The sequence below is a fragment of the Streptomyces sp. NPDC054956 genome (assembly GCF_053609185.1).
Map to the genome: position 1 here is coordinate 1 of NZ_JBSGXB010000108.1, position 22,306 is coordinate 22,306.

Sequence of the window (22,306 nt, forward strand, 5' to 3'; positions counted from 1 at the left end):
GCTCATCCGGGCCAGGGTCTCGCGCGGCCTGGCCCGGGACGCGGTGCGCCCCGGCGGGCGGTCGCCGGGCCGGGGGTCGTCGGGGAGGGGGCCGTGCGGGGCCGGTCCGCCGGGGCTCCGGGAGGGGCCCACGGCGGCGGAGACGGCCCCCGCGGCGGTGACGGCGGCCACGGCGGCGACGGTGAGCAGGGTCCGGCGTGAGGCTTGGTACGGCACGCGCCGGACGCTACTGCGGGACTACGCCTTCAGAGCGACGGACACTCGCCAGGTCCCCCGGACGGGGGCCGAGACCGCCTGGCCGGGCCCAGTGCTCCTGGATCGTCCGCACGGCCTCGGTGATCGCGGGCCGGCGGGCGGCCCCGGTCCGCCACGTCGCGTACAACCGGCGTACGGGGCCCGGGTCCAGGGGGACCGCCACCGCGCCGGGCGGCAGTTCACCGGTGCCCAGCCGCGGTACGACGGCCACCCCGAGCCCGGCGGCGACCAGCGCGACGATGGTGTGGTTCTCCTCGGCGACGTGCGTGATGTCGGGTTCGAACCCGGCCGTGCGCAGGGTGCGCACCAGCCAGTCGTGGCAGACCCGGCCGGGCGGCTGGCACACCCACCGCTCCCCGCCCAGGTCCGAGCGGCTGATGGTGGAGCGCGAGGTGAAGGGGTGTCCGGCGGGCACCACGAGGTCGCAGTGGTCGTCCCCGATCAGGGCCTGTTCCACGCCGTCGGGCACGGGCAGCGGGGCGATGTCCCAGTCGTGGGTGACGGCCAGGTCGGTGATGCCGCGGGCCACCAGGTCCATCGACAGGTGCGGGTTGATCTCGGTGAGCCGGGTGTCCAGGGCCGGGTGACGGTGGGCCAGGTCGGCGAGGACCCCGGGGAGCAGACCGCGGGCGGCGGAGGCGAAGGCGGCGATCCGCAGCCGGCCGACGGGCTGGCCGCGGGACTCCTCCAGCGCGGTCTCGGCCCGCTCCGCGATGGCCAGCAACTGCTCGGCCGTCGCGGCCAGCAGCTTGGCCTCCTCGGTGAGCGCGACCCCGCGGCCGTGGCGTTCGAGCAGGGTGGTGCGCGTCTCCCGCTCCAGCTTGGAGATCTGCTGGGAGATGGCGGAGGGCGTGTACCCGAGTGCGGCGGCGGCCGCGCCCACCGAGCCGTGGACGGAGACGGCGTGGAGGGCGCGCAGCCGTTGGAGGTCCAGCATGCGAGCCAGCCTAGGCGCCCCGTACCGCTCCTGGATGAAGCATCACTAATTCCGATACCTAAGACATCATCGCTGGTGCTAAACGGTCGTTGAGCCGATGCTCGAAGCATGCGACCCATACATACCGCCCTCGCGGTTCTCGTAGCCGCCGTCTGGGGTTTCAACTTCGTCGTCATCGAGATCGGGCTCGGCTCGTTCCCTCCGCTGCTGCTGTCCGCCCTGCGCTTCCTGGTCGCCGCGATCCCCGCGGTCTTCTTCGTCGGCAAGCCCAAGGTGGCGTGGAAGTGGGTGATCGCCGTCGGTGTGGTGCTCGGCATCGTGAAGTTCGGTCTGCTGTTCACGGGCATGGACCACGGGATGCCCGCCGGGCTGTCCTCGCTGGTGCTCCAGGCGCAGGCCGTGTTCACCGCCGTGTTCGCGGCCGTCGTGCTCAAGGAGCGGCCGGGCCGGGTGCGGCTGGCCGGGATGGCCGTGGCCTTCCTGGGGATCGGCGTGGCCGCCGTGGACGAGGGCGCCTCCGGCCCGGTCCTGGGCTTCACGCTGGTGATCGCGGCCGCCGCCTGCTGGGGCGTGTCCAACGTCCTGACCCGCAAGGCCTCCCCGCCCGACGCCCTGAACTTCATGGTGTGGGTGAGCGTGGTGCCGGTGCTGCCGCTGGCCGCGCTGTCGCTGCTGCTGGAGGGCCCGGAGCGGGACCTGGCCGCGCTGCGCGGACTGGACTGGAGCGGCGTCGGCGTCATCCTGTACCTCGCCTGGATCACCACCGTGTTCGGCTTCGGGGCGTGGGGATTCCTGCTGCGCCGCTACCCCGCCTCCTCGGTGGCCCCGTTCTCGCTCCTGGTGCCGGTCTTCGGGATGACCTCGGCGGCCCTGGTGCTGGGGGAGCAGGTGAGCGGCCTGCGCTGGGTGGCGGCCGTGCTCCTGGTGGGCGGCGTCGCGATGACCTCCCTGGTCCCCTCGAAGCCCCGGGCCGCGGCCGCGCCGGAGAAGGCGCCCGAGTCGCCCGGAACCCCCGGGCAGCCCGGCGCCCGTGAGGCCGCCGACGCGGGTGTCCCCGTACCCGAGACCGCTTAGTGGGCGCCGTACCTCCGCGCCGCAACTCCACCCCGTACGACGGATCCCCCGGCCGGCCGGGCCGCACCTCGCGGCCCGGATCCGCCCGGGGGATTTCAGTGTCCGCCGAAGGGCTCCTTGCCCAGCAGGTATCCGGCGTGCAGCCGGTTGCGGGCGCCGATGCTCTTCATGATGTTCGCGATGTGCCGCTGGCAATTCCGCAGGGAAATCCCGACGACATGGGCTATGCGGTTGTCCGATTCACCCTGAATGAGGAGCGAGACGATGGTCTGCTGGATGTCCGAGGTAATCGCCGCGCGAGCCGGCCGGTCGGTCTCCGGGACGAATTTCTCCGCGGAACTCCAGGCCCGCTCGAAAGCCTCCGCAATGAATGAGACAAGGTGGCGATTTCTCGATACCGCCGCCCCGTGAGATCCGTCCATGAGCGGCAGGATCGCCACTTCCCGGTCGAAGACGATGCAGCGCGGAAAACCGCCGGCGAGCGTGCAGACTTCCGCGCCGAGCGGTGTGAAACGTTCGACGAAGGACGTGGTGACCGGGCTGAAGCGGGCCGTGTGCTGGTAGAGGGTCCGCATCCGCACCCCCCGCTTCAGCAGCCGTTCGGTGCGCTCCAGGCTCTCGTCGAGCACCCCCTCGTCGCGTGCTCCGCCGGGCTGGGAGGTGAGCACCTCGGCGCGGCAGCCCTCGGCGAGGCCGGTGATGAGTTTGCGGACGTCGCCCACTCCGGGGACGACCTCCAGTGAGTTGTCGTCCTGCAAGTGCTCGGTCTTGAGTGTCAACTCGTCGAGATCGCCCCGCAGATGGTCGATGAAGGACTGCATCTCGTTGAGCCCGTGCTGCGCCGGGTTGAGGACCTTGATGCGCGCGTGTTCCACGGGGTACGGGGTGTAGATCCCCGTGTCCGGGCACTTGCTCAGCAGCCCCAGATCCCCCAGGGCGTCGGCCGCTTCCTGCACCTCGGCGGCGTCCATGCCCAGTGCTTCGCCCGCGGTTTCGCGCGTTGTACCCGGTGTCAGGGTTACGAACCGGTAGAGACGGTTCCCTTCAGCGGTCAGCTGAGGCACGGGAAAAGGATGGACTTGCCCGATTGAGTTCAATTCATCCCCCTGTCATGTTTTCGCCAGCGGCAACATGATCCCAGAAGGGGATGGATCCGGAAGTCGTCCCACCGTCAGGATGAAGGCGAAGCTGATCCGGACCGCAGAAACATTCTGGAGGGGCAGGTAAGCATGCCACGTACTGCTGGTCCGGATCAGGTAGTCAACGATCTCGGCTGGGGATGAGATGCCTCGAAGTAAGTCGTACAACACGTACTCCAACCTGCAGCGACCCGAGTTCCGCAAGCGAGTGGACGAGCTTCTCCTGAAGTTCGAGCGGGACTTCTACGAGCGCAGTGCGGGCGCCGACGGAATGCTCGACAAGGAGAAGTTCGACCTCGAACTGTACAAGCGGCACAACGTGGAGACGATGATCCGCATCGGTCTCAAGCGCGCCGTCGACCCGCTCATCGCCAACTACTGGGCCACCCGGGACCCGCAGCTCTGCAAGGAGTGGGGCCTCTACGGCGCGGAGGAGGGCCGCCACGACCGCATGTTCGCCGGCGACCTGCACAAGGTGGGCATGACGGACGAGGAGATCTACGCGATCCGCCCGACCTTCGCCACCGAACTGCTCAACGGCTACTTCTACTACACGATGGCCACCGAGGGCCCGCTGGCCGCGATGATCAGCGGTTTCTACCTGGAGTACATCGCGGGCAAGACCCAGCCGGACTGGCTGGACATCATGGAGCAGCACGTCGGCGCCGCCAACACCAAGGGTGCCCGTGCCCACCTGGCCCTCGACGAGGACGACGACCACGTGGACATGGTCTGGAACCTCATCATGCGGGTCGTCAAGGACGAGGCCGACGAAGAGCGGTTCGTCGAGCACCTCATCAAGATCAACTCGCTGTTCGTCTCCTACTTCGTCGAGGTCTACGCCGCCACGGTGCTCGGCGCCGGAGCCGACCTCTCGCTGCTGACCCAGGCGGCCCCGGCCGCCGCCGTCCAGACCAACCTGCAGACCCAGGCCACCGCTTCGGTCTAGTCCGGCAGGTAGTCGGACCCGCAGGTCGAACAACCCCCGCATGCCGGCGATCCCGGGCATTGCGCTCCCAGACGTCCGCACCGCCCCGCCGGGCCGTGCTGCGCGATGTCCGGGGTCCGTCCGGCTGCCGCCCCCGTCTACTCACCAAGGAAGACGAGACGATGCACTATTCATGGCCTCGCGAGCTGTCCGAGCAGGACATGCGCGAAATGATCGAACTGATGGACGCCGTAGCGGTCAAGGAGAGGACCCTCGGCTTCTACGAACCCGTGGGACTGGAGAAGGGCCTCCCGCTGATGCGGGCCTTCGAGGCCGATCTGCAGAAGGGCGCCGTGGACCTCCTCCACGTCCGTACCGACGAGGGCCAGATCGTCGGCATGGTGACCCTCGCCCGGGCCCCGCTGCCGGCCCGCCGCCACATCGTCGAGATGCGCCGCTGCGTCGTCGCCCCCGACTACCGCGGACAGTTCCTCCTGGAGGGCTGGGCCGAGGCCCTGCGCAAGGTCGGCGAGATGGGATGCGACGTCATCACCCTCGAAGTCCGCGACGACGGCCCCTCCGTGCTCTGGCAGCGCCTGGGCTTCCGCGAGTACGGCCGGCTGCCCGACTACGCCCGCGCCGACGAACGCCCCGTCACCGGCTTCTACATGTACGCCCGGCTCGCCGACATCACGGCCCACTTCGAGGCCACCGGCAGCTGGCTCCACGAGCTCGCATCCGACCGCGTCGCGGCGTAACGAGCCCGGCTCCGCACCACCACCCGACCGTACGAGACGTACGAGCACGTGAACGCGCGGCACTCGCCCCGCACCTGACGCGCGTGTGACGCGCCTTCCCACCGCCGGCGCCCGTCGAGGCGCCGCCGGCCCGCCACCGGCGGGCGATCCACCACCTTCACCCCCCGGCAGAGCGTGCTTCCGCGCGCCCCCGGCCAGGTCGGTCAAAGACACCAGTCGTCGAACACACCAGTCAACCGAAGGGCACAGCCATGTCGAAGATCGCCGTCCTCACCAACGACCTCCAGTACGAACTGGTCGAGAAGAACCCCGAGCGCGTCGCCGCGGTGGACGCCGCCACCCCCCACTTCACCGGGTTCCTCGACGAGATGCGCCGCCGCGGCCACCACATCTTCCACCTGCAGCTGGTCAACGACCCGGACGACCCGAACGCCGAGCGCTACGACGGCTACCTCCCGGTCCAGCGCGGCACCCACGGCGCCGACATCATCGAGGCGTTCCTCGCCCCCGAGGACGTCGTCATGGAGAAGTCCAAGGACTCGGGCTTCTACGAGACCGACCTGCACCAGCGCCTCCAGGACCTCGGCGTCGACACCGTCCTGATCACCGGCATGCAGACGCAGATCTGCGTCCAGACCACCGCCGCCGACGCCTTCTTCCGCGGCTACAACATCTGGGTCCCGTCCGACTGCGTCGTCTCGGCCCGCCTCGACGACAAGCAGCGCGCCCTGGACTGGCTGGAGGGCTACTGCGCCACCGTGACCGACTCCGCCGAGGTCCTGCGCGTCCTCGACGCCGAGGGCGGCCTGCCCCGCAAGAACATCAAGACCCCGTGACCACGCCCCACACCACCACCGCCCCCCTCCGGAAAGGAACCGGCATGACCACGAGCGTGGATCCCACCGAATTCATCGTCCTCGACCACGGCACCGGCGCGAAGCTCAGCCAGGACCTGCTCCAGGTGATCTCCTCGACCCTCGGCGACGTCTACGTCGGCATCATGGAGGACAGCGCGATCCTCAAGATCGAGGGCGACCGCATCGCGATGACCACCGACTCCTTCGTGGTCGACCCGCCGTTCTTCGGCAACGGGGACATCGGGAAGATCGCGGTCTGCGGCACGGTCAACGACCTGGCCGTGGCCGGCGCCCGGCCCAAGTACCTCACCCTCGGGATGATCCTGGAGACCGGGCTCCCCATAGCCAAGCTGGTCCGGGCCCTGGAGTCGGTCCGCGACACCGCCCGCGAGGCCGGAGTGCAGATCGTCGGCGGCGACACCAAGGTCGTCCGCAAGGGCGAGGCCGACCAGATCTACCTCAACACCGCGGGCGTCGGCGTCTTCGAGCGCGAGCCGCTCACCATGACCGACGTGCGCCCCGGCGACAAGGTGATCCTCAGCGGCCCCATCGGCAACCACACCGTCCACCTGCTCTCCATCCGCGAGGGCCTCGGCTTCGAACAGCGCGTGGACAGCGACTGCGCACCGCTCAACGGCCTCATCGAGACGGTCCTGTCGAACGTGGCGCCCGGCGCCGTCCGCTCGATGCGCGACGTCACCCGCGGCGGCCTGACGGCGGTCCTCCACGAGTACGCCGGCAAGCTCGGCCGCACCATCCGCGTGGCCCAGGAGGACCTGCCCATCCAGCACGAGACCGCGATGGCCGCGGACATGCTCGGCATCAACCCCCTGCACTGCGCCAACGAGGGCTGCCTGGCGGTCTTCGTGGACCCGGCGGCCGAGGCCGAGGTGCTGGAGCTCCTGCGCTCCTTGCCCTACGGCAAGGACGCGGTGACCATCGGCGAGATCTCCGAGGACACCGAGGGCCTGGTCCTGCTGCGCGACAAGGAGGGTCGTGAGACCCAGCTGGAGGAACTGCTCGGCGCCGAACTTCCCCGGCTCTGCTGAGAAGGACCGAGGAGACCGCCATGAGCATCGACCAGAGCGCAGAGCCCGCAGTGGCCACGGAAGAATGGCGCATCCGCGTCACCGGAGTGGTCCAGGGCGTCGGCTACCGGCCCTTCGTCTACAAGCTGGCCCGTGAACTCGGCCTCGCCGGCTGGGTCCGCAACGACCCCGAGGGCGTGCTGGTGGAGGCGTCCGGACCGGTCGCCGCCCTGACGGAGTTCGCGGCCGGCCTGAGCGGCCGCGCCCCCGAACTCGCCCGGGTGGACGAGGTCCGTCCCACCCGGGACCTGGCCCCGGGGAGCGTGCCCCCCGGCCCGTTCACCATCGTGCACAGCGAGCACACCGGAGCCCGGTCCGCGCTGCTCCCGGCGGACACCCACGTGTGTGGCGACTGCCAGGCGGAACTTCGGGACCCGAAGGACCGCCGGCACCGCTACCCCTTCATCAACTGCACCAACTGCGGGCCCAGGTACTCGATCATCCAGGACCTGCCGTACGACCGTCCGATGACCACCATGGCCGGCTTCACCATGTGCGCGGACTGCAAGAACGAGTACGAAGACCCCATGGACCGGCGCTACCACGCGCAGCCCAACGCGTGCCCCGAGTGCGGCCCCCGGCTGCTGCTCCAGGACCGCGAGGGGAACACGGCCGAAGGGGACGAGGCCCTCGTCCGGGCCGCCCGGGTCCTGGCGGACGGCGGGATCGCGGCGATCAAGAGCGTCGGCGGGTTCCACCTCGCGGTGGACGCGACGAACGCGGAGGCCGTGGCCCTGCTGCGCGGCCGCAAGCGCCGCGATTCCAAGCCGTTCGCGGTGATGGTCCGCGACCTCGCCACGGCGCAGCGCCTGGTGGAGCTCTCCGAAGAGGAGATCGACATCCTGCGCTCGCCGGCCCGGCCGATCCTGCTGGCGCGCAAGCGCCCCGGCTCCCTCCCGGAGTCCGTGGCGCCGCGCAACCCCAACCTGGGGATCATGCTGCCGTCGGCACCCCACCACCACCTGCTGCTGGACGAGCCCGGCCTCGAGGCCCTCGTCGCCACCAGCGGCAACATCTCCGGCTACCCCATCGCCTACCGCAACGAGGAGGCGCTGGAGCAGCTCTTCGAGATCGCGGACGTCATCCTCTACCACGACCGCGACATCGAGATCCGCGTGGACGACTCGGTGGTCCGCCTCTCGGACCACCCCGAACTCGACAAGCCGCTCCTGCAGTTCATCCGGCGGGCCCGCGGCTACGCCCCCTACCCGGTGGACGTCGGCCGCGAGGTGGCCCCCGTGGTCGCCCTCGGAGCCGAACTGAAGACGACCGTCGCCCTCACCAACGGCTCCCAGGTCTTCCTCAGCCAGCACATCGGCGACCTCAAGAACGACGAGACCTTCGCCGCGCACCACCGCACCGCCCGGCACCTGGCGCAGCTCTACGCGCTGAAGCCGGAGATCACCGCACACGACATGCACCCGCAGTTCCGCTCCACCCGCGCCGCCCTGGACGACGACGGCACCGGCCCGGCCGGCCCCACCGTGGAAGTGCAGCACCACCACGCCCACATGGCCTCCTGCATGGCCGAGAACCACGTGAGCGGCACCACCCTGGGCGTCATCTTCGACGGCTTCGGCTACGGCGAGGACGGCACGGTCTGGGGCGGCGAGTTCCTCCTCGGGGACTACGCCTCCTTCCGCCGGGTCGGCCGGATGCGCGGACTCCCGCTGATCGGCGGGGACCAGGCCGTGCGCGAACCCATCCGTACCGGGTACGCCCTCGCCCTGGACGCCTTCGACGGAGACCCGGACCGGGCCCTGGCGGGCTTCCCCGCCCTGGCCGTCCTCGACGAGCAGCGCCGCCAGGTCTTCGCGACCATGGCCGCCCGGGGCGTCAACTCCCCGCCGACCTCCAGCATGGGCCGCCTCTTCGACGGGGCCGCCGCCCTGGCCGGGGTGTGCGCCAAGGCCGAGTACGAGGCCCAGGGCCCGATCGAACTGGAAGGACTGCTGGGCCGCGACGCGACCCGGGAGACCGGCCCGGACTACCGCTTCGGCTCCTACGCGGCGGACGGCCTGACCGAGGTGGACCCGCGGCCCGTGATCCGGGCCATGGCCGCCGACATCGCCGCCGGACTGCCCACGGAGCGGATCAGCCGCAGGTTCCACACGGCCGTCGTCGAGATGGTGCGGGAGCGCTGCAAGGCCCTGCGCGAGGAGACCGGGGTCAACCAGGTCGCCCTCTCCGGAGGCGTGTTCCTCAACGAATTCCTGCTGCTCAACTGTCTGACCGGGCTGACCGCCGACGGTTTCGACACCTACGTCCAGCGGCTCGTGCCGACCAACGACGGGGGAATCGCCCTCGGACAGGTCATGGTCGCCGACGCCCGATCACACCTGAGGAAGTGAAGACGTGACCACCACCCTCACGCCGGACGACATGTACACCTTCGTCAAGGAGCGCGAGTCGGGCGCCCGGACCTACGCCAACGCCTTCGGCCAGATCCTCTCCGAGGGCCGCGGCGCGCGGATCCGCGACGGACACGGCCGCGAGTACCTGGACTGCCTCGCGGCGGCGGGCACCCTCGCGCTGGGGCACAACCACCCCGAGGTGCTGCGCGCGGTCGGGGACTACCTCTCCTCCGGTCAGGTCCAGCAGGCGCTGGACCTGACCACCCCCGCCAAGTACGAGTACCTGCAAGCCCTGTACTCCCGGCTGCCGGGCACCATGCCCGACCACTTCAAGACCCAGTTCTGCGGGCCGGCGGGCACCGACGCCACCGAGGCGGCCATCAAGCTGTTCAAGACCGCCACCGGCCGGCGGACCGTGATGGCCTTCCACGGCGCCTACCACGGGATGACGGCGGGCGCGCTCGCCCTCACCGGCAACCTCGGCGCCAAGGAGTCCGTGCCCTCCCTGATGCCCGACGTCCACCACCTGCCCTTCCCCTACGACTACCGGTGCCCGTTCGGGATCGGCGGCGAGCAGGGCGTCCAGGCCGGACTGACCTACCTGGAGCGGCTGCTCACCGACCCGGAGAGCGGCATCACCAAGCCGGCCGCCATCTTCGTCGAGGCGGTCCAGGGCGAGGGCGGGGTCATCCCCGCACCGCCGGCCTGGCTGCGCGGGCTGCGCGAGATCACCGCCCGGCTGGACATCCCGCTGGTCCTCGACGAGATCCAGGCGGGTTTCGGACGCACCGGCACCATGTGGGCGTTCGAGGAGTCGGGGATCGAACCGGACGCCGTCCTGGTGTCCAAGGCGGCCGGCGGCGGCTTCCCGCTGTCGATGCTGCTCTACCACCGCAAGTACGACTCCTGGTCGCCCGGCGCCCACGCGGGCACCTTCCGCGGCAACCAGATCGCCCTGGTCGCCGGACTCGCAGCCATGCGGGTCACGGAGTCCGAGGGCCTGATCGAAAAGGCCGCCGCCAAGGGCGAGTTGATCGCCGAACTGCTGGGCCGCCTCGCCGAGGGGCACCCGGAGATCGGCCAGGTCCGCGGCCGGGGCCTGATGTGGGGCGTGGAGATCGTGGACCCGCTCGGCCGGGCCGACGCGCTCGGCACCCTGCCCGCCGACGGAGCCCGCGCCAAGCGCATCAAGCGGGCCTGCCTGGAGCACGGGCTGCTGCTGGAGAGCGGCGGCCGCCACGGCGCCGTGCTCCGCCTCCTGCCGCCACTGATCATCACCGAGGACGAGATCCACGAGATGGCGTCGGCTCTGGAGAAAGCTCTGATCGACTGCGCCTGAACCGGACCGGCCGGCCGGGCACTTCGGAGCACGGATCCGCGAGCGACGGATCCACGAACGTGAGGACAGGGACATGACCACGGGAACGAGCAGCGGTCAGTGGCGGGTCGACTTCGACGCGGAGGTCGTCTTCAGCAACGGCGGCGCCTTGCAGACCCAGGGATTCCGGCTGGACATCCCCGGTGACGACATCGGCGACGGAGAACTGGGCGAACTGCTGGTGCGCCACCTCGGACTGCTGATGGTCGGCAGTACGAAGATCACGCGCCGGGAGCTGATCCAGGAACCCCACAAGGGCTCCCGCCACACCGTGGCCGCCGGTTCGGGCCGGGCAACCACCGACCTGACGGGCCCCGCGACCGCGGCCGCCTGGCCGCCGGCCGCGGACGGCGGCGCACCGGGCCTGGCCGGCCTGGTGGACCTGCCCGTGGTCCTGCTGCGGCTGACCGGAGCCGGGCAGCCGGTCGCCGACCGGCTCGCACTGGCCCCCTTCGACCTCGCCGGACACGCCGTCGTGGTGCAGACCGGCCGCGCGGCCGGTCCGTACCTCACCGAGGACGCGGTGGACCTGCTCGCCCGGCAGGGCGCGGCCCTCGTCGCGACCGACAGCACCGAGCAGGACGGACCGGTGACGCGGGCGCTCGCCGCCGCCGGCCTGCCCGCCCTCACGGGACTGACCGGCCTGGAGGACCTCCCGGCGACCGGGGTCCGACTGCACGCCGTGCCGTTCCCCGGCCCGGACACCACATTGATCAGGGTCTACGGAGTGACAGATGACCAGCACTAGGCAAGCCGGCGTCCCGTCGGCCGGCGCGGTGGCCACCACCGCCGCGCCGGCCCGGCGCCCCCGCAGGGAACTGGCCGCGGCCACCGTCGGGTCGGTCGTCGAGGCCTACGACTGGACCATCTACGGCATCCTCGCCCCCTACTTCGCCGAGGCGCTCTTCCCCGGCACCTCGCCCACCGCCAAACTCATCGCCGCCTACCTGGGCTTCGCCCTCGGCTTCCTGGTCCGGCCCCTGGGCAGCGTGATCATCGGCCGCCTCACCGACACCCGCGGCCGGCGCTACGGACTGACCCTCACCGTCGGGCTGATAGCCGCCGGCTCCCTCTTCCTGGCCCTCGTACCCGGCTACGCCTCCATCGGCCTGGCCGCCCCGCTCCTGGTGGTCGGCGCCCGGCTGGTGCAGGGGCTCTCGGTGGGAGCGGAGAACCCGAGCGTGGCGGCGTACGTCACCGAGACCGCCCCGGCCGGGCGCCGCTACTTCTACAGCGCTGTCTCCTACGGGGGAGTGGTCCTGGGCAGCGCACTCTCCTTCATCGTGATGAACGTCCTGCTCGGGGTGTTCGGGGAGAGCGGGGTCCGGGACGGCGGCTGGCGCTACGGCTTCGTCTTCGGCGCCCTGCTCGGCCTCACCGCCCTGTGGATCCGGCGCGGCGCCGCGGAGAGCGCCGTCTTCACGGCCGCCGCCGGCAAGGAACCCGGACAGGAGGGCGCGACCACCGCGGCGGCACGTCCCGCCACCGCGAAGGCGCCCGGCCCCTGGCCCGTGCTGCGCTCCCACCTCGGGCGGCTCGCCGTGGTGTTCGCCATCACCTCCGGTGCCACCACCGCCTTCTACTTCGTCACCGTCGACTTCCCGTCCTACGCGGACAGCGCCGGCGCCGCCACCAAGGAGGAGACCTCCGCGGCCCTGCTCCTGGGCATGGTCGCGCTGCTCCTCGCGATGCTCGGCGGCGGCAAGGCCGCCGACCGGTTCGGGGCGCTGCCCGTCCTGCGCACCGGATTCGCCGGGCTCGCCCTGGGCAGCGTGCCGCTGCTGACGGCCATGACCTCCGGCAAGGTCCCCGTCCAACTGGTCACCGTGGTCCTGCTCTTCCTGCTGGGCCTGCCGCTCGCCGTGAGCAACGTCTTCGCCGGGCAGCTCTTCCCGCCGGCCGTGCGCGCCGTGGCGGTGGGCCTGCCCACCGCGGTCGCGATCAGCCTCTTCGGCGGCACCTTCCCGATGCTCGCCGAGCTGCTGCGCTCGGCCGGGCACAACGACTGGCTGCCGTGGTGGCCCGCACTCACCGCCGCGGCGGCGCTCGCCGCCTCATGGGGTGTACGCGAGCACCCCACGTCCTCCGTAACCCCTCATGCCTGAGAAGGACGACATGACTGCACTGCTCGAAGGTCTCGACTCTCTGCTGCCGGCCCTGGAGGCCGACTACCGCGAACTGCACACCCACCCCGAACTCGCCTTCCAGGAGAAGCGGACCGCGGCCCTCGTCGCCGAGCGGCTGGCCGCCCAGGGCGGCTGGGAGATCACCACCGGAGTCGGCCGCACCGGCGTCGTCGCGGTCCTGCGCGGCGGCGAGGGCCCGGTGGTCATGCTCCGCGCCGACATGGACGCGCTGCCCGTCAAGGAGGCCACCGGACTGCCGTACGCGAGCACCGAGACCGCCACCGACGAAACGGGCACCGAGGTCCCCGTGATGCACGCCTGCGGACACGATCTGCACGTGGCCGCCCTGATCGGGGCCTGCGAACTGTTCGCCCGCAACCGGGACGCCTGGCGGGGCACCGTCGTCGCGGTGTTCCAGCCGGGCGAGGAGAGCGGCTACGGAGCCCGGGCGATGGTCGACGACGGCCTCTTCGAGCGGTTCCCGCGCCCCGACGTGATCCTCGGCTCGCACGTCGGACCGGGCCCCACCGGGCTCATCGCCACCTGCCCCGGCACGGTCATGGGCGCCACCGACTCCATCACGGTCAAGCTCTTCGGGCGCGGCGGCCACGGCTCCAAGCCCGAGGCAGCGGTGGACCCCGTGGTCATGGCCGCCTCGCTGGTGCTGCGGCTCCAGACGGTGGTCTCCCGCGAGGTCGCCGCCCAGGAACCGGTGGTGCTCACCGTCGGCAAGCTGCAGGCCGGCACCACCGCCGCGGTCATACCCGAGACCGCCGAGCTCGGCATCAACGTCCGCACCAGCTCCGCGCCGGTCCGCGAGAAGGTCATCGCGGCCATCGAGCGCCTGGCGCGCGCCGAATCGGCGGCCGCCGGGGCGACCGCCGACCCGGAGATCACCTCCGTCTACCACCTGCCGATGACCGTCAACGACCCGGCGAGCGCCGAGCTGGTCGCCCAGGCCCACCGCGACCACTTCGGGGCCGGCGCCGTCATGACCATGGGCCCGACCACCGCCAGCGAGGACTTCGGTCTCCTGGCCACCGCGGCCCAGGTGCCCTCGGTGTACTGGTTCTACGGCGGCCTCGACCCGCAGGCGTTCGGCGAGGCCTTCGCGGCCGGCCGGCTGGAGGACCTCCCGCAGAACCACTCCTCGACCTTCGCGCCCGTCGCCGGGCCCGCGCTGTCCGTCGGAGTCCGCACGATGGCGACGGCCGCCCTGCCCTGGCTCGCCGCCGATGCGGCTGCCGGAGCCGGTAAGGGAGAGGAGGGCGAGAGCGCGTGAACGGCGACCGCCCCCACATCCTCGTCCTGCACCGCTGGCGGGACACCCACGCCCACTACACCGACTACCTCGACCACGAGTCCGCCCACGTCACCTACGTGAGCACCGAGTTGGGACGGGCCTCGCTGCCCGCCTCGGCCGCCGCCGTGACCACCGTGGGACTGACCGACGACCTGCCCGCCGTCCGCGCGGCCGTCACCGGACTCATCGGCCGCTTCGGCACCCCGGCCCGGCTGGTCGCCCTCAACGAGGGGGACCTCGACACGGCCGCGCTGATCCGCGAGGAGTTCGCGATCCCCGGCCAGACCACTGCCGAGCTGGCCGTCTTCCGCGACAAGCTGACCATGTGCCGCACGGCGACGGCGGCCGGACTGCCCGTACCGGCCTTCGCCCCGGCCCCCGACCCGGCGGCCGTACGCGCCTTCGGCGAGGCCCACGGCTGGCCGGTGGTCGTCAAACCGCACCGCGGCACCGCGAGCCGGGGCGTGGTCCGGGTGGACTCCGCCGCGGAACTGGAGACGGTCCCCGGGCTGGCCGCGGCCCTGGCCGCCGAGCCGTACCTGGTCCAGAGCTACGTGGACGGGCCGATCCTGCACATCGACGGCCTCTGGGAGGGCGACGCCCTGGGCAGCTGGACCGTCTCCCGCTACGTCGGCGGCACCTGCGCCGACTTCACCCGGGGCACCTGGCTCGGCTCCGTGGAGGAGGACGACCCGGCGCTGCTGGAGGCCACCGAGGCCTTCGCCGCGGCCGTGGGCGCCGCCCTCGGCGGAGCCCGGCCGTGGGTCTTCCACCTGGAGGCCTTCGTCACCCGGGCGGCCGACGGCGGGCCCGCGCTGGTCTTCCTCGAATGCGGGGCCCGGGTGGGCGGCGGGGAGATCCCCTTCACCTGGCGCGACGTGCACGGCGTCGACCTGATGGCCGCCGCCGTCGACATCCAGCTCGGCCTGACCCCGGTCCTGCCGCCCCTGAAGACCGGCGAGGTCGGCGGCTACCTGCTGCTCCCGCTGCCGGTGCCCGCCCCCTGCCTGGTGGAAGCCGCCGGCTGGGTACGGCAGCCCCCGAAGGACCGGCTCCCGTACGCCGTCCTGCACACCCCGGTCGGCGCCGTGGCCCCCGCGATCAGCGGCTACGAGCACGTGGGCACCCGGTTCCGCTTCCGCGGCCCCTCCACCCGGGAGGTCGAGGCGGCCATCACCGAGGCCGCGAACGGCTTCCGGCTGACCTGCGTACCGGCCGCGAACCCGGCCGGGAAGCCGTCCGCGAACCCGCCCGCCCCGCAGACCTGAACCACGACGCGCCGCGCGGCCCGGCCCGCGGCGCCTCCCTCCCCGAACCCCCCTGTCTTGCCGGGGCGAACGCACCACGCCCCGCATCGGAAAGGAACCCACCGTGGTCTTCATGACCTCTGAACGACAGCGCGTCATCCTCGTCGGCAGCCGCATCCGCCAGTACCGCGAATACGCCCTGGCCTCCCTCGCCCAGCACTACGAGGTGACGCTCGTCGCGCCGGAGGCGCCCAGCTGGCAGGCCCGCTACGTGGAGACCCACCGGATCGCGGACACCACGGACGCGGCCAAGCTGTACGCCCCCGTCGCCGACCTGCGCGGTGAGGTCGCGAACGCCGCGATCGTCACCTGGGACGAGTGGTCCCTGGTCGCCGTCTCCTCGGTCGCCAAGAAGCTGGGCATGCGGGCCATGGACCCGGCGGCCGCCAAGATCTGCCGCGACAAGTACGCCACCCGGCAGGCCCTGGAGGCGGCCGGCATGGCCGCCGTCCGCTACATCCCGGCCACCACCGAGGACGAGGCCGTCGCCGCCGCCGAGACCATCGGCTTCCCCGTGGTCGTCAAGCCCCGCACCCTCGGCGGCAGCTTCGGCGTGATGATGGCGCGCGACGTGGACGGCCTGCGCCGGGCCTTCCGGCTCGCCTCCACCAGCCGCCTGCGCGGCGCCGGAACCACCGCCTCGGTCCTGATCGAGGAGTTCATCGAGGGCCCCGAACTCAGCGTGGACAGCGTCGTCGTGGACGGCGTCGCCACCCCGGTCGCGGTGGCCCGCAAGCGCCTCGGCGCCCACCCGTACTTCGAGGAGGTCGGCCACCTCGTCACCGACTGGCGCCAGGAGCCGTGGGCGGACGCCGTCACCGAACTGGTCCAGGGATCCCACCGCGCGGTCGGCGTCGACTACGGGGTCACCCACACCGAACTGCGCGTCGCCGCGGACGGCCCGCGCCTGATCGAGCTCAACGGCCGGCTCGGCGGAGACCTCATCCCGCACCTGAACAACCTGGCCACCGGCGTGGACCTGCCCCTCGCGGCCGCCCGCATCGCCTTCGAGGAGACCCCCGACATCACCCCGACGCGGGCCAGGAGCGCAGAGGTCCGCTTCCTCTACCCGGCCTACGACGGGGCCGTCGACCGGGTCGTCCTGCCCGCGCCCGAGGACGTCGAGGACCTCGTCGAGGCGGTCGCCCTGGTGGAGCCCGGCGACGAGCTGCTGCTCCCGCCGCGCGGCCTGACCCCGCGCTCCGCCGCGCTCATCGCCGTCAGCGACACCCCCGCCGGGACCCGCCGCGCCCTGGACCGGGCCGAGGAGCTGTCCCGTACCGAGGTGACCGGGGTCGCCGCGCACCGGCTGGGCGCCCGCGTGGAGAACGCCGTGACCCGCCGCTTCTTCGACCACGAGCGCACCGCCCGGCGGATGACCGTCTCCGGAGTCCGCGGCGTGGAGCGGTTCCGCACCGGCGCCGGTGGCGGCGAGGGCCTCAACCGCCCCGTCTTCCTCAGCGCGACGGAGGTGACCACCCTCGAACGCGACCTCGGCGGCCTCTTCGAACTGCTCAAGGCGGTGCCCGAGCGGCTCTTCGACGGCGACCTGCGCGCCTTCGCCCGGGCCGTCGGAATGTCCGCCACCCAGGCCGACCTGGTGCTGCGCGGCTCCTCCGACGAGCTCGCCCCGCTCTCCCGGGCCGACCTCTACCGCGAGACCGGCGGCTTCCGCGTCATGGAGCTCAACACCGGCTCCTCGCTCGGCGGCTGGCAGATGGGCGAGTTCGCCCGCGCCCTGGTCCAGGACGAGGAGTTCGCGAGGTTCGCGGACGCCGAAGGCCTGGTCTACCCCGACCCCCTCGCCCGCATCACCGAGGTGCTGCGCCGCCAGGCACCCTCCCTCGAAGGCATCGAGCGGCCGCTGCTCGCGATCACCGACTGGCCCGAGGGCTTCGAGAAGTCCAAGTGCTGGATGGAGTTCGTCGTCCCGGCCTTCGAGCGGCTCGGCTTCGAGCCCGTCGTCTGCCACCTGGGCGAGTTCACGTACGAGGCCGGCAACGTGCTGCACCGCGGCCGCAAGGTCGACGTGGTCTACCGGATGTTCCTGCCCGGCGAAATGCCGGACGAGCCCCGCACCTACGACCTCGTCAACCCGCTGCTGGACGCCGTCGAGGCGGGCAACGTCGAACTGTTCGCCCCGCTCGACTGCGAGCTGTACGGCAACAAGGGCAGCCTCGCGATGCTCAGCGACGAGCGCAACCGCGGAGTCTTCACCGCGCAGGAGTGCGAGCTGATCGACCGCATCCTGCCGTGGACCCGGTTCGTGCGCGACGAGAAGGTCACCTACGACGGCGAGAAGATCGACCTGCTGCCCTACGCCATCGCCAACAAGGACCACCTGGTCCTCAAGCCCACGCTGCTCTACGGCGGCGTCGGCGTGACCCCCGGCTGGACCACCGACCAGAAGGAGTGGGTGGCCAAGCTCCGCCAGGCCACGGACGGCCCGTTCGTCCTGCAGCACCGCCTGCTGCCGACCACCGAGCGGTTCCTCTCCGAGGACGGCGAGAGCTGCGAGGACATGGCCGTCGCCTACGGGACCCTGATGGTCGACGGACGCTACGCCGGCACCCTGGCCCGCGGGGTCACCGACCCGGCCGTGGGCATCGTCAGCATGCTGCGCGGCGCCCAGATCGGCTGTGCCTTCCACGTCGACCCGGCCGCAGGGGCGGTGGACGCGAAGTGACCGACATCGGGAACGGGGCCGCCGAGACGCTGGAGGAGGCGCCGGCGGGCCCCCCGGCCGGCGCCGGGAACTCCACGCTCTGGCGGGACCCGGAATTCCTCAAGTTCTGGTCCGGAGAGGCGATCTCGCAGATCGGGGCCCAGGTCACGACCCTGGCACTGCCGCTCACCGCGGTGCTCACGCTCGACGCCAGCTCCTCGCAGGTGGGCTTCGTCAACGCGGCCTCCTACGCCCCGTTCCTGATGGTCACCCTCCTGGTCGGCGTCTGGGTCGACCGGGTGCGGCGCCGGCCGCTGATGATCATGGCCAACGTGGGGCGTGCCCTGCTGGTCAGCGCGGTACCGCTGCTGGCCGTCCTGGACCTGCTCCGCATCGAGCACGTGTACGTCGCCGCACTGCTCGTCGGCACCCTGACCGTCGTCTTCGACGTCTCCTACCAGTCGTACCTGCCGACCCTGGTCGGCAAGGAGCACCTGGTGGAGGGCAACAGCAAGCTCCAGGGCACCAGTTCGCTGGCCCAGATCGGCGGCCCCGGACTGGCCGGCCTGCTCGTCGGGTGGGTCACCGCCCCCTACGCGCTGCTGATCAACGGGATCTCGTACCTGGTCTCCGTGCTCACCCTGCTCGCGGTACGGCGCTCCGAACCGGCGCCGGTGCCCCAGCAGGAGCGGACCGGGATCTGGACGAGCGTCAAGCAGGGCGTGCGGATCATCTGGGACAGCGCCCACCTGCGGGCCTGCGCCCTGCAGTCCGGGCTGTACAACCTGTGCTGGATGTCGCTCCAGACCGTGTTCGTGCTGTACGCGGCCCGCACGCTCGGCATCTCGCCCGGCGGCATCGGCCTGCTGCTCGGCACGGGCGCGGTGGGCTCCCTGGTCGGCTCGCTGTTCGCGCAGCGGCTCAAGCGCAGGATCGGGCTGGGACCCGCCATCCTGGCGGCCCTGCTGCTGTGCTGCCTGGCCCCCGCGGCCATCCCGGCGGCCCCGGCGAACGGCGGAGCGCTCTCGCTGGCGCTGTTCGTCGCCGCCTTCGCCCTGATCGGCGCGGGCGGCACCATCGCCAACATCCACATCATCAGCCTGCGCCAGTCCATGACCCCGGACCAGCTCCTGGGCCGCATGAACGCCGGATACCGGTTCGTCTCCTGGGGCACCCTCCCGCTCGGGGCGCTGCTCGGCGGCTGGCTCGGCGACCTCATCGGGCTGCGGGAGACCCTGTTCGTCACGGCCGCGCTCTTCCTCACCGCGGTCCTGGTGGTCCTGAAGTCGCCGGTGTGGCGCCTGAAGGACTTCCCGGCGCAGATCGGCGCGCAGCCGCGGAAGGCGGAAGCGAGGTGACCGCCGTGACCCCGGTGCCCCTCGAGCCGGTGCCCCTCGAGCCGGTGCCCCCCGCGGCGCGGCCGGCCCAGGCCTTCGGAGCCATCGAGAGCCTGCTCGCCCGTCGGACCGGCTGGGGCCGGTCCGACGCGGTGAGCCGCATCCTGGCGGCCGCCGGCGCACCCGGAGTGCTCTCGATGGCCGGAGGCATCCCGGCGCCCGACAGCTTCCCCGTGGCCCGGCTCGCGGAGGCCACCGAGCGGCTGTTCGCCCGCTCCGCCGTCCCGGCGCTCCAGTACGCCCCCACGGACGGCATCGCCCCGATGCGCGAGGTGATCGCGGCCCGGGCCACCGCGACCGGCGCCGCCGTCACCCCCGACCGGGTGATGGTCACCGCCGGCAGCCAGCAGGGCCTCGACCTCGTCGCGCAGACCGTCGTCGACGAGGGTGACGAGGTGGCCCTGGACGACCCCAGCTACCTGGGCGCCGTACAGGTCTTCCGGCGGGCCGGGGCCCGGCTGCTGCCGGTGCCCGCCGACGCGGACGGCATGCGCACCGACGTGCTGGAACAGCGCCTGGCCGCCGGCGCCCGGCCCAAGCTGGTCTACGTCGTCCCGCACTTCCACAACCCCACCGGGGCGGTGCTCTCCGGGGAGCGCCGCCGCCACCTGGCCGCGCTCGCCGAGCGGTACGGCTTCCTGGTGGTCGAGGACGACCCGTACGGCGACCTGGCCTTCGAGGGCGGCCGGCTGCCCTCCACCGACGTGCACACCGACCGGGTGGTCCGGCTGATGAGCCTGTCCAAGACGGTCTGCCCGGGACTGCGGGTGGCCGGCCTGGTCGCCCCGGCCGGGCTGATCGGCGAGCTGGTCGCCGCCAAGCAGTGCGGCGACCTGCAGACCAACACCCTCGGCCAGTACCTGCTCGTCGACCTGCTGGGGGACCCGGAGTTCCTGCCGGCCCACCTGGCGGGACTGCGCACGCTCTACGGCGGGCGGGCCCGGGACATGGAGACCCTGCTGCGCGAGCGGCTGCCCTGGCTGGACTTCGAACGGCCGCGCGGCGGGCTCTTCTTCTGGTGCCGGCTGACCGATCCGCGGGTCGGCTCGGAGGCGCTCTACGAGCACGCGCTGGCGCGCGGCGTGGCCATCGTGCCGGGCACGCCCTTCTGCATCGAGGAGGACGGGTCGCGCGTCCTGCGGCTGTCCTTCGCCTCCCTGGACGACGCGCAGCGCCAGGAAGGCGTCTCGCGGCTGGCCGAGGCCTGGGACAAGGCCCTCGCCGACGGCTCCTGAACGACCACCGCGACCGCACGGCCGCCGCGACCGCCGCGACCTCACGACCGCATGACCTCACGGCCGCCGCGACCGCACGGCCGCAGTACCCACGGGTGATCCCCGGCCGCACGACCCGCACCGCGTCCATCCCGCACGGTGCGCATCCGCACAGTCCTCATCCCGCACTGTCCGCACCCCTCAAGGAGCATGGCCGTGACAACCACGTCCCCCGCACCGGTGACCGCCGACATCCTGGTGGCCCGGCTGTTCCAGGTGATCGACACCCGCTCGTGGGACCGGCTCGGCGAGGTCTTCTCGCCGGACGCCGTCTACGAGCGCCCGGGCTACCCCCCGCTGGAGGGCCTCGACCGCATCCGCCGCTTCTACGAGCACGAACGGATCATCACCTCGGGCGCGCACGAGGTGAGCCAGGTGACCGGCGGGCTGGCCGCGGCCGCCTGCTGGGGGCGCTTCCGGGGAGCCGACAGGAACGGCACCGCGCTGGACGAGGCCTTCGCCGACACCTACCTCGTGCGCGACGGCCGGATCGAGCACCGCAAGACCTTCTTCTACCGCCCCGCGATCTGACGCGGGGCCGGGTGGGTCCGGCTCCGCGTCGGGTCCGGACCGCCGGGGGGCGGCCCGGACCCAGCCCCTACGGCACGGCCCCGGTACCGACCGGGGCCGTGTCGGCCGTACGGGTGAACGTGCTACTTCTTGCCGCCGCCGAGGATCTGGCCCAGCAGGTCCCCGAGGCCACCGCCGGCCGGGGCCGCACCGGGGGCCGCGCCCGCCCCCGTGCCCGCCGCGCCCGGTACCGATCCGGGGGAGGGGATGGGGGAGTCGGCGCCGGAGGCCTGCGGGGTCGCGCCGCCCGTGCCCTTGCCGGCCGCGCGCTTGGCGAAGACGGCCAGCAGCACCGGGATCAGCAGTTCGATGACGCGGGCGATGGTGGGCGCGGGGATGCCGGTCTTCTTGGAGACGGCGTTGGCCACGGGCTTGCTCACCTTGGCGAGCACCCCGGCCATCATCCCGCCGCTGAGCATGCCGCCCAGGCCGCCGCCGAGGGTGGCCACGCCTTCCAGTGGAGCCTCGGTCACCTCGGCGAACGCCTGTCGGACCTCGTTGCCGTCGTCGTCATCGGCGTCGGCCTTCTGCTGGAGGTCGCCGGTCATCGCGCCGACCGTGGCCGCGACGGTGTCGCGGGCGCCGTTCGCGTCCGTACCGAGGAGCCCGGCGATCTCGGTCAGCCGGTCCTCGCCGAGTTCGCTCAGCACGTCGTCCTGGAATGAAGGTTCGCTCATGCCTGAAACGCTACTTCTGTGCCGATTTACCGGCACCTCGGATCGCGCCGGGATCACCCTTGGGTAATGGAGAAGTAAAGGTGTGAATCGGCGTGCAACCACCGGCGGTGGTCGCGGGTCGTATGTTGCGTCGGCGCTTCCGGGGAGGGATCTGGGGGGATCGGGAAGTCCGACGAGGGAGGGGTAACCGTGAGGGGGTCCGGCCGGAAGGCCGGACCC

At 72.1% G+C, this 22,306-nt stretch carries 18 protein-coding genes and 1 pseudogene; 15 read left to right on the forward strand and 4 right to left on the reverse strand.

Annotation, left to right across the window (positions count from 1 at the left end):
* Window positions 1-216, reverse strand: a pseudogene (locus tag ACWGDE_RS18645) (hypothetical protein); the annotation flags it as partial.
* A 10-nt stretch (window positions 217-226) separates the two neighbouring features.
* A complete protein-coding gene (locus tag ACWGDE_RS18650; RefSeq protein WP_453390086.1) occupies window positions 227-1,192 on the reverse strand; it encodes a LysR family transcriptional regulator in 966 nt (321 codons plus the stop codon).
* Between the two features lie 108 nt (window positions 1,193-1,300).
* On the opposite strand from ACWGDE_RS18650, the gene ACWGDE_RS18655 reads away from it, so the two are divergent.
* A complete protein-coding gene (locus ACWGDE_RS18655) occupies window positions 1,301-2,266 on the forward strand; it encodes an EamA family transporter (protein ID WP_453390087.1) in 966 nt (321 codons plus the stop codon).
* Between the two features lie 95 nt (window positions 2,267-2,361).
* Here the strand turns inward: ACWGDE_RS18655 and ACWGDE_RS18660 are convergent, their stop codons facing one another.
* Window positions 2,362-3,330 (reverse strand): helix-turn-helix transcriptional regulator, encoded by a 969-nt coding sequence (locus tag ACWGDE_RS18660; protein ID WP_453390088.1) that lies wholly within the window; start codon window positions 3,328-3,330, stop codon window positions 2,362-2,364.
* 220 nt (window positions 3,331-3,550) lie between these two features.
* Between ACWGDE_RS18660 and ACWGDE_RS18665 the strand changes: the two genes are divergently transcribed.
* The 14 genes from ACWGDE_RS18665 (at window position 3,551) to ACWGDE_RS18730 (ending at window position 21,371) form a co-directional block, all read left to right on the forward strand.
* Window positions 3,551-4,354 carry a hypothetical protein gene (locus ACWGDE_RS18665; protein WP_453390089.1) on the forward strand — a complete coding sequence of 268 codons (804 nt, stop codon included), beginning with the start codon at window positions 3,551-3,553 and terminating at the stop codon, window positions 4,352-4,354.
* Window positions 4,355-4,515: 161 nt separating this feature from the next.
* Window positions 4,516-5,091 (forward strand): N-acetyltransferase family protein, encoded by a 576-nt coding sequence (locus ACWGDE_RS18670; protein ID WP_453390090.1) that lies wholly within the window; start codon window positions 4,516-4,518, stop codon window positions 5,089-5,091.
* Window positions 5,092-5,342: 251 nt separating this feature from the next.
* Entirely contained in the window at window positions 5,343-5,927 is a 585-nt protein-coding gene (locus tag ACWGDE_RS18675; RefSeq protein WP_453390091.1) for a cysteine hydrolase family protein, read from the forward strand.
* Window positions 5,928-5,971: 44 nt separating this feature from the next.
* Window positions 5,972-6,997, forward strand: coding sequence for a hydrogenase expression/formation protein HypE (gene hypE / locus ACWGDE_RS18680; protein ID WP_453390092.1), 1,026 nt, complete (start codon window positions 5,972-5,974; stop codon window positions 6,995-6,997).
* 20 nt (window positions 6,998-7,017) lie between these two features.
* Window positions 7,018-9,387 carry a carbamoyltransferase HypF gene (gene hypF, locus ACWGDE_RS18685; RefSeq protein WP_453390093.1) on the forward strand — a complete coding sequence of 790 codons (2,370 nt, stop codon included), beginning with the start codon at window positions 7,018-7,020 and terminating at the stop codon, window positions 9,385-9,387.
* Between the two features lie 4 nt (window positions 9,388-9,391).
* A complete protein-coding gene (locus ACWGDE_RS18690; protein ID WP_453390094.1) occupies window positions 9,392-10,729 on the forward strand; it encodes a diaminobutyrate--2-oxoglutarate transaminase family protein in 1,338 nt (445 codons plus the stop codon).
* A gap of 73 nt (window positions 10,730-10,802) precedes the next feature.
* Window positions 10,803-11,516 (forward strand): hypothetical protein, encoded by a 714-nt coding sequence (locus ACWGDE_RS18695; protein WP_453390095.1) that lies wholly within the window; start codon window positions 10,803-10,805, stop codon window positions 11,514-11,516.
* The gene (locus tag ACWGDE_RS18700; protein WP_453390096.1) at window positions 11,503-12,873 is read left to right on the forward strand and encodes an MFS transporter; all 1,371 of its coding nucleotides are present in this window, start codon (window positions 11,503-11,505) and stop codon (window positions 12,871-12,873) included. The genes ACWGDE_RS18695 and ACWGDE_RS18700 overlap by 14 nt, the downstream gene beginning before the upstream one ends.
* A 10-nt stretch (window positions 12,874-12,883) precedes the next feature.
* Window positions 12,884-14,176 (forward strand): amidohydrolase, encoded by a 1,293-nt coding sequence (locus ACWGDE_RS18705; RefSeq protein ID WP_453390097.1) that lies wholly within the window; start codon window positions 12,884-12,886, stop codon window positions 14,174-14,176.
* On the forward strand, window positions 14,173-15,465 hold the full coding sequence (locus ACWGDE_RS18710; protein WP_453390098.1) for an ATP-grasp domain-containing protein: 1,293 nt from the start codon (window positions 14,173-14,175) through the stop codon (window positions 15,463-15,465). Before ACWGDE_RS18705 ends, ACWGDE_RS18710 begins: the two co-directional genes overlap by 4 nt.
* A gap of 112 nt (window positions 15,466-15,577) precedes the next feature.
* On the forward strand, window positions 15,578-18,190 hold the full coding sequence (locus ACWGDE_RS18715; protein ID WP_453390099.1) for an ATP-grasp domain-containing protein: 2,613 nt from the start codon (window positions 15,578-15,580) through the stop codon (window positions 18,188-18,190).
* Window positions 18,187-19,527: an MFS transporter gene (locus ACWGDE_RS18720; RefSeq protein WP_453390100.1), complete on the forward strand. Its 1,341-nt coding sequence runs from the start codon at window positions 18,187-18,189 to the stop codon at window positions 19,525-19,527. Before ACWGDE_RS18715 ends, ACWGDE_RS18720 begins: the two co-directional genes overlap by 4 nt.
* Before the next feature lie 5 nt (window positions 19,528-19,532).
* On the forward strand, window positions 19,533-20,801 hold the full coding sequence (locus ACWGDE_RS18725) for an aminotransferase-like domain-containing protein (protein ID WP_453390101.1): 1,269 nt from the start codon (window positions 19,533-19,535) through the stop codon (window positions 20,799-20,801).
* Window positions 20,802-20,996: 195 nt separating this feature from the next.
* A complete protein-coding gene (locus ACWGDE_RS18730) occupies window positions 20,997-21,371 on the forward strand; it encodes a nuclear transport factor 2 family protein (RefSeq protein WP_453390102.1) in 375 nt (124 codons plus the stop codon).
* Window positions 21,372-21,493: 122 nt separating this feature from the next.
* On the opposite strand, the gene ACWGDE_RS18735 is transcribed toward ACWGDE_RS18730, so the two are convergent.
* Window positions 21,494-22,087 carry a DUF937 domain-containing protein gene (locus ACWGDE_RS18735; protein ID WP_453390103.1) on the reverse strand — a complete coding sequence of 198 codons (594 nt, stop codon included), beginning with the start codon at window positions 22,085-22,087 and terminating at the stop codon, window positions 21,494-21,496.
* Between the last annotated feature and the right edge of the window lie 219 nt (window positions 22,088-22,306).

Bases quoted from the DNA above. Each gene is read 5' to 3' on its own strand.
- ACWGDE_RS18695 (WP_453390095.1), top strand. From the start codon at position 10,803: ATGACCACGGGAACGAGCAGCGGTCAGTGGCGGGTCGACTTCGACGCG.
- ACWGDE_RS18675 (WP_453390091.1), top strand. From the start codon at position 5,343: ATGTCGAAGATCGCCGTCCTCACCAACGACCTCCAGTACGAACTGGTC.
- ACWGDE_RS18700 (WP_453390096.1), top strand. From the start codon at position 11,503: ATGACCAGCACTAGGCAAGCCGGCGTCCCGTCGGCCGGCGCGGTGGCC.
- ACWGDE_RS18665 (WP_453390089.1), top strand. From the start codon at position 3,551: ATGCCTCGAAGTAAGTCGTACAACACGTACTCCAACCTGCAGCGACCC.
- ACWGDE_RS18655 (WP_453390087.1), top strand. From the start codon at position 1,301: ATGCGACCCATACATACCGCCCTCGCGGTTCTCGTAGCCGCCGTCTGG.
- hypE (WP_453390092.1), top strand. From the start codon at position 5,972: ATGACCACGAGCGTGGATCCCACCGAATTCATCGTCCTCGACCACGGC.
- ACWGDE_RS18670 (WP_453390090.1), top strand. From the start codon at position 4,516: ATGCACTATTCATGGCCTCGCGAGCTGTCCGAGCAGGACATGCGCGAA.
- ACWGDE_RS18715 (WP_453390099.1), top strand. From the start codon at position 15,578: ATGACCTCTGAACGACAGCGCGTCATCCTCGTCGGCAGCCGCATCCGC.
- hypF (WP_453390093.1), top strand. From the start codon at position 7,018: ATGAGCATCGACCAGAGCGCAGAGCCCGCAGTGGCCACGGAAGAATGG.
- ACWGDE_RS18650 (WP_453390086.1), bottom strand. From the start codon at position 1,192: ATGCTGGACCTCCAACGGCTGCGCGCCCTCCACGCCGTCTCCGTCCAC.
- ACWGDE_RS18705 (WP_453390097.1), top strand. From the start codon at position 12,884: ATGACTGCACTGCTCGAAGGTCTCGACTCTCTGCTGCCGGCCCTGGAG.
- ACWGDE_RS18735 (WP_453390103.1), bottom strand. From the start codon at position 22,087: ATGAGCGAACCTTCATTCCAGGACGACGTGCTGAGCGAACTCGGCGAG.